General features: G+C 44.9%; 13 protein-coding genes and 1 other RNA gene. 9 read left to right on the top strand and 5 right to left on the bottom strand.

Annotated features, from left to right (window positions below; genetic code table 11):
* Positions 1–153 precede the first annotated feature (153 nt).
* From ACESPU_RS20760 to ssrA, 3 genes are all read left to right on the top strand, one after another.
* Positions 154–1,035 carry an alpha/beta hydrolase gene (locus ACESPU_RS20760; protein ID WP_373133637.1) on the top strand — a complete coding sequence of 294 codons (882 nt, stop codon included), beginning with the start codon at positions 154–156 and terminating at the stop codon, positions 1,033–1,035.
* A gap of 206 nt (positions 1,036–1,241) precedes the next feature.
* A complete protein-coding gene (gene bglX, locus ACESPU_RS20755; protein ID WP_270216414.1) occupies positions 1,242–3,554 on the top strand; it encodes a beta-glucosidase BglX in 2,313 nt (770 codons plus the stop codon).
* Between the two features lie 84 nt (positions 3,555–3,638).
* Positions 3,639–4,038: a transfer-messenger RNA gene (gene ssrA, locus ACESPU_RS20750) on the top strand.
* A 40-nt stretch (positions 4,039–4,078) separates the two neighbouring features.
* On the opposite strand, the gene ACESPU_RS20745 is transcribed toward ssrA, so the two are convergent.
* Positions 4,079–4,900, bottom strand: a complete 822-nt coding sequence (locus ACESPU_RS20745) for a M23 family metallopeptidase (protein ID WP_122144903.1) — start codon at positions 4,898–4,900, stop codon at positions 4,079–4,081.
* 423 nt (positions 4,901–5,323) lie between these two features.
* Between ACESPU_RS20745 and ACESPU_RS20740 the strand changes: the two genes are divergently transcribed.
* From ACESPU_RS20740 to ACESPU_RS20725, 4 genes are all read left to right on the top strand, one after another.
* Positions 5,324–5,626: a helix-turn-helix domain-containing protein gene (locus ACESPU_RS20740; RefSeq protein WP_195205774.1), complete on the top strand. Its 303-nt coding sequence runs from the start codon at positions 5,324–5,326 to the stop codon at positions 5,624–5,626.
* A gap of 249 nt (positions 5,627–5,875) precedes the next feature.
* A complete protein-coding gene (locus ACESPU_RS20735; RefSeq protein ID WP_005855377.1) occupies positions 5,876–6,871 on the top strand; it encodes a TRAP transporter substrate-binding protein in 996 nt (331 codons plus the stop codon).
* Positions 6,855–7,325: a TRAP transporter small permease gene (locus ACESPU_RS20730; protein ID WP_048927709.1), complete on the top strand. Its 471-nt coding sequence runs from the start codon at positions 6,855–6,857 to the stop codon at positions 7,323–7,325. Before ACESPU_RS20735 ends, ACESPU_RS20730 begins: the two co-directional genes overlap by 17 nt.
* 12 nt (positions 7,326–7,337) lie before the next feature.
* The gene (locus ACESPU_RS20725) at positions 7,338–8,636 is read left to right on the top strand and encodes a TRAP transporter large permease (protein WP_008780864.1); all 1,299 of its coding nucleotides are present in this window, start codon (positions 7,338–7,340) and stop codon (positions 8,634–8,636) included.
* 178 nt (positions 8,637–8,814) lie between these two features.
* Here ACESPU_RS20725 and uxuA read toward each other — a convergent pair whose 3' ends face one another.
* The 4 genes from uxuA to ACESPU_RS20705 form a co-directional block, all read right to left on the bottom strand.
* A complete protein-coding gene (gene uxuA / locus ACESPU_RS20720; protein WP_158532506.1) occupies positions 8,815–9,993 on the bottom strand; it encodes a mannonate dehydratase in 1,179 nt (392 codons plus the stop codon).
* Between the two features lie 82 nt (positions 9,994–10,075).
* Positions 10,076–10,888: an SDR family oxidoreductase gene (locus tag ACESPU_RS20715; RefSeq protein ID WP_005865131.1), complete on the bottom strand. Its 813-nt coding sequence runs from the start codon at positions 10,886–10,888 to the stop codon at positions 10,076–10,078.
* Positions 10,888–11,949, bottom strand: a complete 1,062-nt coding sequence (locus ACESPU_RS20710) for a LacI family DNA-binding transcriptional regulator (RefSeq protein WP_121772991.1) — start codon at positions 11,947–11,949, stop codon at positions 10,888–10,890. Before ACESPU_RS20710 ends, ACESPU_RS20715 begins: the two co-directional genes overlap by 1 nt.
* Positions 11,950–11,983: 34 nt before the next feature.
* The gene (locus ACESPU_RS20705) at positions 11,984–12,610 is read right to left on the bottom strand and encodes a hypothetical protein (protein ID WP_008780866.1); all 627 of its coding nucleotides are present in this window, start codon (positions 12,608–12,610) and stop codon (positions 11,984–11,986) included.
* Positions 12,611–12,910: 300 nt separating this feature from the next.
* On the opposite strand from ACESPU_RS20705, the gene ACESPU_RS20700 reads away from it, so the two are divergent.
* Together ACESPU_RS20700 and ACESPU_RS20695 are read left to right on the top strand one after the other, a co-directional pair.
* Positions 12,911–14,122, top strand: coding sequence for an efflux RND transporter periplasmic adaptor subunit (locus tag ACESPU_RS20700; RefSeq protein WP_373133636.1), 1,212 nt, complete (start codon positions 12,911–12,913; stop codon positions 14,120–14,122).
* A gap of 53 nt (positions 14,123–14,175) precedes the next feature.
* Entirely contained in the window at positions 14,176–17,397 is a 3,222-nt protein-coding gene (locus ACESPU_RS20695) for an efflux RND transporter permease subunit (protein WP_048927712.1), read from the top strand.

The raw sequence follows: 17,397 nt of genomic DNA, 5'->3' as shown, positions 1-17,397 counted from the left end.
AGGTAGCCGCCGTCTTGAGGCAAGGCGACAGCCGATGGAGAGGAGTCAGTCCGTAAGGGGTGACTCCTTTTTCTGTTTTTATTTATTCGATTCTGATTGGATAAATAAAATAAGATGTATATATTCGCTCCCTATAACTTAATAATGTGTTGTATGGTTAAGAAGTGGATATTCCCTTTATTGATTGGGGTTTGTTTAATCAATACGTCTATGGCACAAGAAAATCCGATTTTATTATTCCCAAAAGGGGCGCCGGGAGAAACTATTAAATTAATAGAGAAAGCTGATACGGATGGTGGAAAAACCGGTGGTGAGAGTGTTTTGCGTATTACGAATGTGAGTGAGCCAACGATTACTATATATCATGCTCCGGATGAAGTGGCCTCGGGTGCCGCTATGATTGTCTGTCCCGGTGGTGGTTACAATATTTTAGCTTATGATTTGGAAGGTGATGAAGTCTGTGAATGGCTTAATAATCTTGGAATAACTGCGGTCTTACTTAAATACCGGGTTCCAAGACGGGAAGGACTGGAAAAACACGAAGCTCCTTTGCAAGATGTACAGCGTGCGATTGGTTATGTTCGAGCGAACGCTGAGAACTTGAATATAGATCCAAAGCGAATCGGTGTGATGGGATTCTCGTCTGGTGGCCATTTAGCTGCCATGGTTAGCAATAATTTTTTGAAACGTACTTATCCGGCTATTGATGCTACGGATAAAGTAAGTTGTCGTCCGGACTATTGTTTATTGGTTTATCCTGCTTATTTAGATGGAGAGAATTTCCAATTGGCACCAGAGTTAAAGGTTTCATCTGCCACACCTCCAACCATGTTAATTCAAGCGGAAGATGATAAATCTTATATCAACAGTAGTATTTTCTATTATTATGCCTTAAAGGAAGCTGGTGTTCCGGCATGGATGCATTTATATAGTCAAGGTGGCCATGGATATGGGTTACGAGATACGGGAGCGTCTGTAAATGAATGGCCGGATCGGGCTGAAGATTGGTTTCGTGAGATCGGTCTGATCGAATAGAACTCCAGATATCTTTTCTGGAGACTTGCGGAGTAGATTCTTAAATCGATTGCGCAATTTATTTATTACTAGTTTATTATTGATGGTAAACGTAGTAAAAGCGTAGTCCGGGAAAGCGTGTTCTATAGCATATCGTATCTTTGAAGTAGTGAGTTTATTGCTGTTTTCTGTTATTCGGGCTTTTTTTGAAGTAAAAAAGCTAAGTTATGAAATTCCTTAAAAGTTCAGTTTTATTTATTTCAATGGCATGTATAGTGCCTGTTTGTTCGATAGCGAGAGAAAAAAGTGAGAGAATCACAAGAGCTGAGATTGAACAGAAAAGTGCGGATGAATTTATAAATGGTCTGATGAGTCGAATGACCGTTGATGAGAAAATCGGCCAATTGAATCTTCCTAGTTATGGAAACGTAATGCCAAATCCTAAAAAGAGTGAGATAGCCAGTCGTATTGTACGAGGAGAGGTTGGTGGTATATTTAATATATTCGGTGTCGATGCGATCCGGCAGTTACAAGAAGTCGCAGTTAAAGAAAGTCGATTGGGGATTCCTATAATTGTTGGCGCTGATATTTGTAATGGTTATAAAACCGTTTTTCCCATTCCTCTAGGTCTTTCGTGTAGTTGGAAACCGGAAAATATAGAAGAGGTCGCTCGAATTTCCGCAAAGGAAGTTGGTGCTGATGGTATCTGTTGGACATATAGCCCGATGGTCGATATATCTCATGATGCCCGGTGGGGACGAGTAAAGGAAGGAGCGGGCGAGGATCCGTTTCTTGGAGGTATAATGGCTCAAGCATGGGTGCGTGGTTATCAAGGCAATGATTTATCGGCTGATACGACTCTTATGGCATGTGTAAAGCATTATGCGCTTTATGGAGCGGCCGAGGCTGGCCGGGATTATAATACGGTAGATATGAGCCGTGTGACTGCCATGAATTATTACATGCGTCCTTATCAAGCTGCTGTAGAAGCAGGAGTAGGAAGTATCATGACTTCATTCAACGAATTTGAAAGTATCCCCGCGACCGGAAATACTTGGCTTCTTAATGACGTATTGCGTAAACAATGGGGATTTAACGGCTTTGTCGTGTCTGATTTTACGGCAATAGCGGAGATGGTAAACCATGGAATAGGTAATCGTCAGGAAGTCGGAGTCAAGGCGCTAAAGGCGGGTGTCGATATGGATATGATAGCGGACTGTTATCATGCCGTATTAAAGAAATCATTGGAAGAAGGGAAAATAACAGAGGCTGAGATTGACTCTGCTTGCCGGAGAATACTAATCGCAAAATATCAATTGGGATTGTTCCATGATCCATATAAATATTGTAATCCGAAAAGAGCCGCCAAAGAGTTCTTGTCGGTAAATAATGTATCTGCGGCCCGTCGTATTGCGGCGGAGTCTTTCGTGTTACTTAAAAATGATAATAATCTGCTTCCACTTAAAGGATGTCGTAAGGTCGCTGTAGTCGGTCCTTTAGCGGATAGCAAGGCGAATATGGCTGGATCGTGGAAATATGATGAGCAGACTAAATCTTATCATGGATTGGTAGAGGATTTACAGGAATCTTTGGGAAATGGAGTAGAGGTTGTTTTTGCAAAAGGCAGCAATCTAGTCGATGATCCCGTTTATGAAGCGAACTTTACGGATCAAAATCGTTCAACCCGGGATGATAGAAGCGATGAACAATTAATCGCCGAGGCCCTAAAAGTGGTGGAAGGCGCTGATGTGATTATCGCTGCTTTGGGTGAATCGATAGATATGAGTGGAGAAGGCGCTAGTAGAGCCATCCTTGAAATGCCGCAAACACAGAAAAAATTACTGGATGCTATCCAGAAGACAGGAAAGCCGATCGTAATGGTACTTTTTACCGGAAGACCTTTGGCATTACAATCCGAGGAAAAGCAGGTGAATGCGATCTTGAACGTATGGTTCGGTGGTACGGAAGCAGGAGCGGCTATTGCCGATGTCTTGACCGGAAAGGTTTCTCCGACAGGGAAGTTAACCATGTCTTTTCCTCGTGTAACAGGCCAATGTCCGATCTATTATAATCATAAGATGACAGGACGCCCTATGTCTCCCGATGCTTGGTACACTCGTTATGTCTCCAATTATATAGATGTGTTGAATGAGCCTCTTTATCCATTTGGTTACGGCTTGAGCTATACGACTTATACGTATGGCGATGTATCTTTGAATATGAATTCAATGGATGCAAATGGAAAAATTCAAGTATCCGTGATTGTTACCAATACCGGGGCTCAGGATGGAGAGGAAATCGTACAGCTTTATTTACGTGATATCGTACGCAGCATAACCCCTCCGGTCCAAGAATTGAAAGGATTCAAGCGAGTTGCGTTAAAAGCGGGAGAAAGCAAGAAAGTAACCTTTGATATTGATGTGGATATGTTGAAATTCTACGATTCAACCTTAGATTATGTCGCTGAGCCGGGTGAGTTTCAGGTAATGATCGGTGGAAATAGTAAAGAGGTGAAAACAGCTTCGTTTACATTAAAATAATCCTAATCGGAAGGAATCAGTTATGGGTCTTTGCTAAATTCGAAATTATATGTATCTTTGCCAAAAGAAATATTACAAAACCATGGGGATGACCGGTTTTGACAGCGGGTAGAAGTGGTTTGTAAGCATGTAGTGCGTGGTTGGCTTGCACTTAAATCTCAGACAACGAACAATTAACTGGCGAAAATAATTACGCTCTCGCTGCTTAATCGAAGTATAGTAGATTCAAGCTTAATCCCTGCAAAAGTTGCGGGGACGTGACATCACCCGGATGCTGTGGCTCCGAAGCGTTCCGATCAGGTGGTGCAGCAATATCGGAGATAGTTTGAGATAAGCCTCGGGTCTCAGGCGAAACTTTAGAGGATAAGGGATGAGTGGGTGGCTTCGGTCTTGCTCTTCCCCGACAATGAAGGCGAAGATAAACATGTAGAAAGCAAATTAATTCCTCGTTTGGACGAGAGTTCGAATCTCTCCATCTCCACGGAATGAAAAAAGGTCTTACGGATTGTCCGTAAGGCCTTTTTTCATTCATTGTAAACCCCTTTATAAGGAGGTGGCGGTACGTATGGACCAGCCTTTTGATGGGGTAATATATCAACCGATTTGACGATTACGTTATTACCTTTCTGGGTACAAACCAGACATTTTGAACGTAATTTCCTTTTAGCCATGTTGAAGACGATATTCGGATTGAAATGAACTCCGTTTATACGAGTCTCAAAATGTAAATGCTCGGTAGTAGCCCTGCCAGTACGTCCGGTTAAGGCGATCGGTTGTCCGGCGAGAACACGATCTCCGGGTTTAACCAAGTTCTTGGAGTTGTGGCTATAGATCGTTTCCAGTCCATTATAATGGCGAACAACGATAACGTTGCCATAGGCGGCGAATGGTTTCGCCATCCTGACAATACCATCGAAAGCAGACACGATCGTATCGTTGGCACAAGTTTTGATATCTACTCCGGAATGATGTCTTCTCCTTCCCCCGTAAGGAGAGATCACGTTTCCATTAGGAAGGGGAAATGCGTATTCCCCGGCGGGGATCAAGGATAAATCAATAATTTCCGTGTTATTCTCATCGAATAGCTTGGGGTCCTTGATCGCTATCTGGCTTTTATCACGGGGCGTAAAGGCTTCCGTGATATCTTTTCTAGGAGAATGACAAACCGCTAGCTCCGGAGCTTCCGGCAACATGAAATTGAAATCCACGACGGGAAGAGGAATATTTGCCGTAGGGAAATCCACAGTTTCGGGAGGGGCCGGGCGTGGAGCAGGCTTTTGCGTACGGCAAGACGCAAATAAAATTAGCGTAAGAATGAGTATTCCATTGTGTATTTTAGATGCCATTAGATATTGTTTTACCACAAAAGTATAAAAAAGCCTCTTTCAATGACCTATATTTCCGATATGTTTATACTTCTTTTTATTCTTTGTGTTTTTTCTGATAGTTGAATTTGCCTACCTTTGTAAAGGTAAAATGGAGATATTATACGATGATTGAGGGGACTAGTTTGTCTCTTTGGTCAGAGAGGATGACGATATTGTATTTGCTGGTATTTCTCTAAACTGAAAACGACCAATTTAAAGTACACAGAGAAATAGACAATGCGAATACACCTGTATTTGGTGTGTTCCTTTGCCTTATTTCTGTTGTGTACAAGGCATTTGGTCGTGCCGCAGTTTGACGGGTTTAAGGTAAAGTGTAACACACCTTTTCTCAGATGTGGGTTTATTTATGAGATAAGATTACCTTAAAAACGGCTTTTGTATATGAAAGAACAAAAGGAGATACATATCGGTTCGTTAATAAAAGAGAAAATGGAAGAGCGGGGACTTTCGGTTTCCGATTTTGCCCATGCGTTGCATTATGAACGTACCAATATTTATAAGATATTTAAGCGAAGCAGTATTGATGTTGATTTGTTACTGCGTATATCGGAAGTCTTAGCCTATGATTTCTTGCGGGAGGTGTATTTAGTGGACGAACCCCGGCGATATTCAATCACTATAGAAGCGGACAAGGAAGATATAGAGGAGATCCGTAAATGGCTGTTAGAGAAAAGGCGTGAATAAGTTTCACGCTTTCGTGAAATAAGATCACGGTCGATATAAGACCGGTCACTTTGATTGTTTCTACATTTGACCGTCTCGATGTTTCATCATAACATTAGAGAAATAGGTTAAATCAAGGCCGTGCTCTTCTTGTTCCGTATGTGAATATAGGCAGGAAGAAAGCGGCCACTTTTTTCTTCTGTGTACGTGCACAATTCGATTATTTCCTTTATATTTGTCGATAAACAACGAATTGTTAACATTTCTAATATGAAAGTTCTAAAGACCGCCCTGCTATTCCTGATGTGCGTATCTTTCTCCTTCTCCTGTAAGGAAGGGGTAAAGGAAGTAAGGGTGCTGAAACTGGCGCACGGATTGCCCCCCAGCCATTCCGTCCATTTAGGATTGCTCTATATGAACGAGCGTCTGAAAGAGTTGTCCGGAGGAAAGATGAGCATGGATATTTATTCTTCCGCTCAATTGGGGTCCGAAAATCAATGTATAGAGTTGCTTCAAATAGGAAGTCTCGATATCACGAAAGTTTCCTCCGCCGCGTTGGAAGGATTTGCCGATCCGTTTAAGGTATTTGGCATACCTTATCTATTCCGTTCCCGTGAGCAGTTTTTCGAGGTGTTGGATGGTTCGGTAGGTAAACAGATATTGGGATCAACGGAACCTTATTGGTTTAGGGGACTCGCTTATTTTGACTCGGGGGCCCGTAGCTTTTATACGGTAAACAAGCAGATTCGTACTCCCGAGGATCTGAAAGGACTGAAGATCCGTGTGCAAAAGAGCCCGATAGCCGTGGAGATGATGAAGACATTCGGTGGTTCGGCTACTCCCGTGGATTGGGGTGAATTGTATACGGCCTTACAAAGTAATGTCGTGGATGGGGCCGAGAATAATACGCCTTCCGTGACAACAGCGTTCCATCATGAGGTGGTAAAATACTATTCAGTCAATGAGCACACGATGTGTCCGGACGTGATCATCATTAGCTTGGCTACTTGGCAGAAGCTGACGGAACAAGAACGTAATTGGCTGCGACAGGCCGCTGACGCCGCCGCTATTTATCAACGGAAACTTTGGGCGGAGCAAGAGAAGCAATCGCTAGAGGAGATGGAAGCGCATGGCGTAGAGATTATTTACCCGGATAAGCAGCCGTTTATGGATGCCGCCGCCCCGATGATCGAGCGGTTTAAGAATGATCCGGTTTTTCATGATTTAATTGATCAAATACAGAATACCCATGAGAAAGATAATTGATAAAGGATTGGAGCTATCGTTGATTTTCTTGATGGCTTTCTTGGTCGTGGATGTGCTATGGCAGGTATTAAGCCGGTATATTCTGGTTTCCCCGAGTTCCGTGACGGATGAATTGGCCGGATATTTATTGATCTGGGTGGGATTGTTGGGGGCCGCTTATGTATCCGGTAAAAATGAGCATCTAGCGATCGATTTATTGCTTCAACATATGCGTCCTTCCCGCAGAAAGCTCTTGCGATTGTTTATCTTCTTGATCGTATTTTTATTCGCTGTATTTGTATTGATCGTAGGAGGGGCTTGGCTGGTATACACTCGTTTTCATTTGGGAGTTACTTCGGCTTCCTTAGAGATTAATTTAGGATATGTGTATTTGGCATTGCCGCTAGGGGGATTGCTTACCGCTTATTATGCGATAGATAACGCGATCACCTTATTTCGTTCCTCTAATTCTTAAAAGACTGATGATATGGATATTATAGGTATACTCGTATTAGTGATAAGTTTCTTTTTCCTGCTGGTGGTCGGGGTTCCGGTAGCGTATAGCATCGGTGTGGCGGGTATATTGACGATGCTCGTGAATATAGACTCGCTTCCCGCCCTTACGACTTATGCGATGCGTATGGCTTCGGGTCTGGACAGTTTCGCTCTGTTGGCGATCCCGTTTTTTATATTGGCGGGGAATATCATGAATAGCGGAGGTATCGCCTTGCGCTTGATCGATTTCGCTAAAGTGCTGGTCGGACGGTTGCCCGGAGGACTGGCGGTGGTCAATGTCGTGGCGAATATGTTATTCGGGGCGATCAGTGGCTCTGCCGCCGCCGCTGCCTCTGCTATCGGGAGTATTATGACACCGGAGATGAAAAAGGCCGGTTACGATCCGAATTTCAGTGCCGCCGTAAATATCTCTTCCGCCACTACCGGCATGACGATACCTCCGAGTAATGTCTTGATCGTTTACTCCTTGGCGAGTGGTGGAGTCTCTGTATCCGCCTTGTTTATGGCTGGTTATCTACCGGGAATTCTTACGGGAGTGGCGATCATGATCGTAGCCGCTATGTTTGCCGCACGAAAGGGGTATCCGGTTGGCGTACGTGTTCCGTTCTCGGAGGCGACAAGGGTATTTTTCAGGGCGATCCCTAGTTTGATGCTATTGGTGATCGTGATCGGAGGAATCTTGGCGGGACTGTTTACGGCGACCGAGGCTTCGGCGATCGCTGTATTGTATGCGTTAATCCTCTCTTTTATCTATAAGGAACTTACTTGGGCTAAATTGCCGCAAGTGTTATTGCGATCGGCCAAGACTACGGCCATCGTCCTTCTTCTGGTGGCGACCTGTACGGGTTTATCTTGGATCATGAGTTATGAGAATATTCCTCAGACGGTAAGTGCCGCTTTGCTAAGTATAAGCGACAATCCGGTGGTCATCTTGATACTTATAAACGTGATCCTATTGATTGTCGGGATCTTTATGGACATGACGCCCGCTGTCTTGATCTTTACCCCGATCTTCCTGCCGATAGCGACGGGGCAATTGGGGATGGACCCGGTACATTTCGGGATCATGATGGTATTGAACCTTTGTGTGGGATTATGTACGCCACCGGTGGGTTCGGTATTGTTTATCGGATGTAGCGTGGCGGGGACAAAGATCGATCAGGTGATCCGTCCGTTGCTGCCGATGTTCGCGGCGATGGTTATTGTCTTGTTCTTGGTGGCCTTCTTGCCGGATTTAAGCTTATTGATTCCCCGGTTGTTCGGTTTGTGATGTTCCCCCATAGGGTCGAAGTAGCCTTGTGCTATAAATAGGGCAGTACTGTGTACGAAGTATTCCAGTACTTACGTACTGAGTACCGCAATACTTCGTACAGAGTACTGTAGTACTTTAGCCACAGTACTGCGGTACTTCGTACACAGTACTGTGCTAACTGTAAGACGCTGTCTTTTTAATGTCCTTTGAACAGGGATAAGGCGATACCCATCTCCAATCCCCGTAGTTCGGCCAGACCCCGTAAACGTCCGATGCAGGAGTAGCCCGGGTTGGTTTTCTTCTTTAGGTCGTCTATCATTTGATGTCCATGATCCGGTCGCATGGCGATGGAGCATTGGCGGCGTTGTTGCAATTCCAGTAAGGCTTTCATGACACCGTACATATCCACATCGCCCTCCAGATGGTTCGCCTCGAAGAAATTACCCTCGGAATCTCGTTGCGTACTGCGGAAATGAACGAAATCGATCCGATCCCCGTAACGTTCCATGATCCCGGCCAAGTCGTTATCACTTCTGACACCGAAAGAACCTGTGCATAGGCAAAGCCCGTTGCTTGGATTCGGCACGGCCTCTATTAACTTCCGGAAATCATCTTCCGTGCTCAAGATGCGGGGAAGCCCGAGAATGGAATAGGGGGGATCATCCGGATGGATAACGAGCTTGACACCGGCCTCGTCCGCTACGGGAGCGATTTCCCGCAAGAAATAGATCAGGTTCGAGCGAAGTCTCTCCGCGTCGATATCTTTATAACGGTCTAACGCTTCCCTAAACTGCTCGATCGTAAAAGTCTCTTCCGAGCCGGGTAGTCCGGCGATCATATTGCGAACCAATAGCTGGCGGTCTTCCTCGCTCATAGCGTCATAGCGTGCCTTGGCTTTCGCCTTGTCCGCCTCCGTATATTCGGCTTCCGCCGCCGGTCGTTTCAATATAAATAAGTCGAACGCCATAAAAGCCGCACGTTCAAAGCGCAAGGCTTTGGAACCATCCGGCATCGTATAAGCCAAATCGGTACGAGTCCAGTCCAATACCGGCATGAAGTTGTAAGTAACTACCCGGATATCGCAAGCTCCCAGATTACGGATGCTTTGTTTGTAGTTCTCTATATAGGTTTGAAAATCCCCGGTTTGCGTCTTGATATGCTCGTGTACGGGCACACTCTCAACCACACTCCACTGTAATCCGGCGGATTCGATCAAGGCTTTCCGCTTTTGAATCTCTTCCGTAGTCCAAACTTCCCCGTTCGGGATATGGTGCAACGCATTTACGATACCGGTGGCACCCGCCTGACGGATGTCCCAAAGGCTGACAGGATCATTCGGTCCGTACCAACGCCAAGTTTGCTCACATAGATACATAATGAATAATTTTTAAATTTATCAATGTGCCAATATGCCAATGCGGTTTGATGCATGGCTGGTTGGCACATTGGCACATTATTTAGATGGAGAAAGCGTCGAAGCCTCCGTCTATGGGGATCACGGTACCGGTTACGAATGCGGAGGCGTCGCTCGCCAGCCATTGTAAAGTACCGAGTAATTCCTCCGGTTTTCCTAAGCGGCGGAACGGCGTGTGCGCGACGATCGTGTTGCAACGATCACTAGGTGATCCATCCGGATTGCTCATCAATGCCCGGTTCTGCTCGGTAAGGAAGAATCCCGGTGCCATGGCGTTTACTCGCAGGCCCTCTCCGAATTTAATCGCTAGCTCCCCGGCCATGTATTGCGTGAAATTGTTGATAGCGGCTTTCGCGCATCCATAGCCAACCACACGAGTCAATGGGCGTAGGGACGATTCGGACGAGATGTTAATAATGCTTCCTTTCCCTTGCCCCACCATGACCTCGGCGAAGACCATTGTCGGCAGTACGGTCCCGAATAAGTTCAGGTCCACGACCGTCCGGAAAGCATCGATATCCAGATCAAAGATCGTCTTGTCGGGAGGAATCGTCGCTCCGGCTTGGTTACCACCCGCCAAATTGACTAAAACATCAATCTTCCCATATGCTTTCAATATCTCTTGCTTGTTTTGCTCCAGCAAGGCTTTATCCAGTACGTTTGAAACCAAGAATAAGGCCTCGCCCCCTTCCGCTTTAATCTCACCAACCAAGGCAGATCCTTTTTGCTCGTTTCGTCCGAGGATTACGACGTACGCGCCTTCTCTCGCCAAGTGCTTGGCCATGCAGGCTCCTAATATACCATAGCCTCCGGTCAACAAAATCACTTTCTCTTTTACGCTAAATAAGGAGTTCATCAGATATAATTATTGTAGTATTGTATATTTTCCTTTACCAAGATATCAATCGGCATATAATTGACAGGCTCAATTTTCTCCTTAAGGATCAAATGCCTAAAAAGTGCCTTGATACAATGATATCCTTGTACCTCCGGTCGCTGGGCGATCAAATGCGTGATCAAGCCGTTTTCCAGATAACGGACATTCGGTTCTATCACATCGTAGCCAAGAAGCTTGAAAGGATAGTCCGGCCGTTCGCTACTTAGATAATCTCCAAGGAAATGGGCCCTCGAATTAAAGATGATACCGATTCTTACTTGAGGATATTTGTCGAAGAAAGTATTCAGTAGTCTCGTATTCTCTTCTCGGTCATCCGCGTGCACATGCAGCAAATGAATCTTTCCCTTGAATGAGGTATTGGCGAGATAATCCCGGAATCCTTCCTCTCGCTTCTGCACTTGCGTAGAACATGAATCCCCCTTACGGGTGAAACGGAAAATCACTAGATCGTCCTCTTCACGGATTTGCTCGAATAAAAGGCGTCCCGCTATATACCCCGAATCATATGAATGCGTTCCGTAGTAAGAGATACAATTCGTGTGGTCGATAAAAGAATCGATTAATATATAAGGAATACCTTTCTGGTCTAGCCGCTGGGTCAAGGTCAAGACACTTTGCTTGAATAATGTAGCAATGATAACCCCTTGGCAATCCGCGGTCTCAATCTTCGGGATTAATTCGTCGAAACTGTTGCTATCGTATTGGTCAAAATAGATTTGCTCGACGTCTATATTATAGCTAAACAATTCCCGTTCCGCTTTCTCTATCCCTTGGCTTAGTTTCGCCCAGTATTCCCCTTCAAGAAAAGAAGGGATCAAAGCGATGAAATGATATTTTTTCTTCAACGCTAAAGAACGGGCTATCAGATTTGGTTGATAGTCAATTTCTTTTAAGACTTTCTCCACCTTTTTCCGTGCATCCTCCGATACCTTTCCCCGCTCATGTAAAATGCGGTCTACCGTACCGGTTGATACGCCGGATAATTCGGCGATATCTTTTATCCTGTAATTTTTATTCATGGTATAGATTGTAGTGTGTATTCGTCCTCTCTGCTTATTCGAGTATTTGAAGAGGAGTGTTCAATTTACGGAAAACGTAGCCATACATCATATAGATAAGAGGAACGGCGACGAAAATTCCGATACCGAACAAAATACATCCTAATATCAGGATCCCGATCATAACCAACGCCAGAATGAACAGAGGCAATACTTGTCCTTTCGTTATCTCCCAGCTTTTATGCAAAGACTCGATAATCCCGGCGTTTTCCTCGATAATAAAGGCTTGGAAGAACTGAAGGCGCAATGCCAGATAAATACCGGGGATGATAAAAAATAAGAAACCCGCCAATACGACAAATCCCGTGATAAGACTCGCTAGAAAGTAGGTGATGATATTCTTTGTCTGTTGTCCATATGCGGAAAACTGAGGTTCTTCCCCATCCAACGCCTGAAATATATTTTTCATATATCCTAAGGAGAAAATAATGGAGAATAACGCGCTGATCACGTTTACGATGATTTTACCGATAATAGAACTTTGCATGGGCATCGCGAACGCTGTCAGCGTGAAAGACAAGATACAATATCCGATTAATAATCCGGCTAATATCCATAGCTGCGACTTCGTTCCCTTCCATGCGGTACTGAATACTTCTGATATTATAAATTTAGGCTCCATAATATATAATATTTGTTTATTGTGTGTGGACACAAATGTAAAATATATTGTTGAAAAAAACAATTTTATTTTCGTTTGAAACCAAAAGAGGTGTATTTCAACGGGTACTTCTTTCTAAGTGCTATTAATTTAGGTGAAAAAGATAAGTAGGAAACAGAAATCGTGTAAAAAGTTTCTACATTTGTAGGATGAAACAGCGAGTAAAGACCCTATTGTGTGAATAGATGTAAAAGATATCCACTTGGGTTAGAAAGAGAAGGTAACTGAAAAACAGCCTTGAATATATAATTATATACAAATATGGATAAACGAATGCTGAAAATTACGATTACTCAGTTAAGGCAGATCGCATTGTTTGCGGTTGGTATGTCTTTATTAACTGCCTGTGGAAACAGTCAGAGTGGTATGAAATTAGGGGATGCTGAGTTCGCTGTGATGGCGGTCAATTCAACGACTAGCGACCAAACAACATCCTATCCGGCTACCATCAAAGGTACGCAGGATATCGAAGTCCGTCCTCAAGTTTCTGGATTTATCGTGAAATTATGTGTGGATGAGGGAGCTACGGTTCGTAAAGGACAGGCGTTGTTCCAAATTGATCCTACGCAGTACGCTGCTGCGGTAGGTCAGGCTAAGGCCGCGGTAGAGATGGCGAAGGCAAACGTAAGCACTTTAACATTGACCGAGAAGAATAAGAAAACTTTGTTTGATCAGAAAATCATCAGTGATTTCGAGTATCAGATTGCCGTGAACCAGCTGATGTCGGCAAAAGCGAGCTTGGCGCAGGCGGAGGCTCAATTGGTTAGCGCTAACCAGAACTTGTCTTTCTGTACGGTTACAAGTCCCTCGAACGGTGTTGTCGGTACATTCCCGTATCGTGTAGGTAGCTTGGTAAGCGCTTCGATCGCTCAACCGCTGACTACCGTATCTGAGATCGGTGATATGTATGTGTATTTCTCTATGACGGAAAAGGAGCTATTGGCATTGACGAAAGCCGGTGGTACCTTGAAAGAGCAATTAGAGAAGATGCCGGCCGTAAGACTGCAATTGGCGGATGGCTCTACGTACCATCATGAGGGTAAGATTGATGCCGTGAGCGGTGTTATCGATCAATCTACCGGTTCTGTAAGCATGCGTGCTATTTTCTCTAACGAGGGAAATGTCTTACGAAGCGGTGGTACTGGTAATATCATCTTCCCATATACGATGAACGATATCATTACGATCCCTCAATCGGCTACCGTGGAGATTCAGGATAAGAAATTCGTATTTGTATTGCAGCCTGATAATACCGTGAAGAATACCGAGATCAAGGTTTCCAATTTGAATGATGGCAAAAATTATTTAGTGACGGGAGGCTTGAAGTCCGGTGATAAGATTGTCGTGGAAGGCGTACAGATCTTGAAAGACGGCCAGGAAATCCAGCCGATTACTCGTGAGCAGCAAAAGGCAAAGTACGATCAGGCCTTGAAAGACCAGCATGACGGTAATTTGCAGACTGCTTTTAATTAATAGGTATATAGAATAAGACAAATATTCGCTTTTGTCGAGTAAAAACGAAAGATATGAAATTAGATAGATTTATAAACCGCCCGGTGCTCTCCACGGTGATTTCCATCTTGATTGTCATCTTGGGTTTCCTAGGCTTGATTTCCTTGCCGGTTACCCAATATCCGGATATCGCCCCTCCAACCGTTTCGGTAAGGGCAACTTATACGGGTGCCAATGCGCAAACGGTATTGAATAGTGTGATCGCGCCTTTGGAAGACCAGATCAATGGTGTTGAGAACATGATGTATATGAGTTCCAATGCCTCTAATAATGGTTCCGCGGATATCTCCATTTATTTTAAGCAAGGAACGGACCCGGATATGGCGGCTGTCAATGTGCAGAACCGTGTATCTATGGCACAAGGTTTGTTGCCCGCCGAGGTAACGCAGATTGGTGTGACGACCCAGAAACGTCAGAACTCAATGTTGTTGGTTTTCTCCGTATACGCGGAAGATGATCGTTATGACTCAGAGTTTCTTGAGAATTACGCGAAGATTAACTTGATCCCGGAAGTCCAGCGTGTGCCGGGTGTCGGTGATGCCAACGTGTTGGGTACGGACTACTCCATGCGTATTTGGTTGAAGCCGGATGTGATGGCCCAATATAAATTAAGTCCGAGCGACGTAACCGTTGCCTTGTCTGAACAGAACGTAGAGGCCGCTCCGGGTTCGTTCGGCGAACAAGGAAATCAGTCTTTCCAATATACGATCCGCTATAAAGGACGTTTGCAAGAGGCTAATGAGTTTGAGCAGATTGTTGTAAAGGCTTTGCCGGATGGTGAGGTCTTGCGTTTGAAAGATATCGCCGATATCGAGTTGGGGCGTTTGACTTACAACTTTATCAACCGTGTAAATGGTCACGACGCCGTTACCTGTATCGTTTACCAGATGCCGGGAACCAACGCTACGGAAACAATTAGTAACATTGAAACCTTGCTGGAGGAAACTCAGTTGACAATGCCTCCCGGAATGAAGGTGAATATTTCCATGAATGCCAATGACTTCTTGTTCGCTTCTATTCACGAAGTAATCAAGACTTTGTTGGAGGCGTTCGTATTGGTGTTTATCGTGGTATATGTGTTCTTGCAGGATTTGCGTTCTACGTTGATTCCGGCTATCGCTATCCCGGTTGCCTTGATCGGTACCTTCTTTATGTTATCCTTGATCGGATTTAGTATCAACTTGTTGACTCTTTGTGCTATGGTGCTTGCCATCGCTATTGTGGTCGATGATGCGATCGTCGTCGTCGAGGGTGTCCATGCCAAGTTGGACCAAGGGTACAAGTCGGCGAAACTCGCTTCTATCGATGCCATGAGTGAGTTGGGTGGCGCTATCGTCTCCATTACGTTGGTCATGATGTCCGTGTTTATTCCCGTAAGTTTCATGGGAGGTACGGCCGGTACGTTCTATCGCCAGTTCGGTCTGACGATGGCGATCGCTATCGGTTTGTCCGCTTTGAACGCCTTGACATTGAGTCCCGCCTTGTGTGCGATATTCCTGAAACCACACGATACGGAACATAAGGAAAAGAAAACGACCTTCGTTTCCCGATTCCATACTTCGTTTAATGCGGCTTATGATTCTTTGTTGGCTAAATACAAGAAAAGTATCGTATTCTTCATTCAGAAAAAATGGCTTTCATTCGGTATTGTTGCCGCATGTATTGCGTTATTGGTGTTCTTGATGCAGGTTACTCCTACAGGCATGGTGCCGAACGAGGACACGGGTACGATTATGGGTGCTGTTACGTTACCCCCGGGAACTTCCCAGGAGCGTACCTTTGAGGTAATGAATAAGGTGGATAGCTTGATCGCTGCCGATCCGGCCGTTGAGTCTCGTACGGCGGTTGTCGGTTTTAGTTTCATCGGTGGTCAGGGACCTTCTTACGGTTCATTCATCATCAAGCTGAAAGATTGGGAGGAGCGTTCTATGATGCAAAATTCCGATATCGTATATGGTAGCTTGTTCATGCGTGCCCAAAAGATCGTAAAGGACGCTCAAGTATTGTTCTTTACGCCTCCTATGATCCCCGGTTACTCAGCGTCCAGTGATATTGAGCTGAATATGCAGGATAAGACCGGAGGTAATTTGGATCGTTTCTTTGATATCTCCAAGGAATATATGGCTGCTTTGACGGCACGTCCGGAGATCAAGTCCGCTCAAACTACGTTTAACCCGAACTTCCCGCAATACGAGATCGATATCGATGCCGCCGCATGTAAGAAGGCCGGTATCAGTCCGAAGGATATCCTGTCTACCTTGCAGGGATATTATGGTGGTTTATATGCCTCTAACTTCAACCGTTTCGGTAAGATGTACCGTGTAATGGTGCAAGCGGATCCTGATTTGCGTAAGAATATGGAGTCCATGAAGAACATCAAGGTAAAGAGCGGTAACGATATGGCTCCGATTTCCCAGTTCATTACGATGAAGAAGGTATATGGCCCGGATATCATCAGCCGTTTCAATATGTATACCGCCATCAAGGTCATGGTTGCCCCGGCGGATGGTTATACCAGTGGTCAGGCGTTGAAAGCGATTGACGAGGTGGCTAAGACAACGCTTCCGGCAGGTTTCGACTATGAGTTAGGTGGTATGGCACGTGAGGAGGCAAGTACGAGTGGCAGCACGACGGCTTTGATCTTCTTGTTGTGTTTCGTATTCGTTTACTTGCTGTTGAGCGCGCAGTATGAGAGTTACATCCTTCCTTTGTCCGTATTGCTCTCCGTGCCGTTCGGTTTGATGGGTAGCTTTTTGTTCGTCCAAGGTTGGGCCGCTTTGGGAAATATCCCGGCGTTGAAGATGATCGTAGGAACCATGTCTAACAATATCTATATGCAGATCGCCTTGATCATGTTGGTAGGTTTGTTGGCGAAGAACGCTATCTTGATCGTAGAGTTCGCTTTGGAACGTCGTCGTATGGGTATGAGTATCACATGGGCTGCCGTATTAGGAGCCGCCGCCCGTTTGCGTCCGATCTTGATGACCTCATTGGCGATGGTGGTCGGATTGTTGCCTATGATGTTCGCGTTCGGAGTAGGAGCGCACGGTAACCGTACATTGGGTACAGCGGCTATCGGCGGTATGTTCATCGGTATGATCTTCCAGATCTTTATTGTTCCGGTTTTGTTCGTGGTATTCCAGTACTTACAGGAGAAATTCAAGCCGATCGAATGGGAAGATTTGGATAACAGCGATATGAGTACGGAAATAGAACAGTACGCTAAAATAAAATAA

The organism is Parabacteroides sp. 20_3 (assembly GCF_964238835.1).
Taxonomy (GTDB): Bacteria; Bacteroidota; Bacteroidia; order Bacteroidales; family Tannerellaceae; genus Parabacteroides; species Parabacteroides distasonis.
The sequence above is the reverse complement of the archived record's forward strand: the minus strand, read 5'-3'. Positions and strand labels throughout refer to the sequence as shown.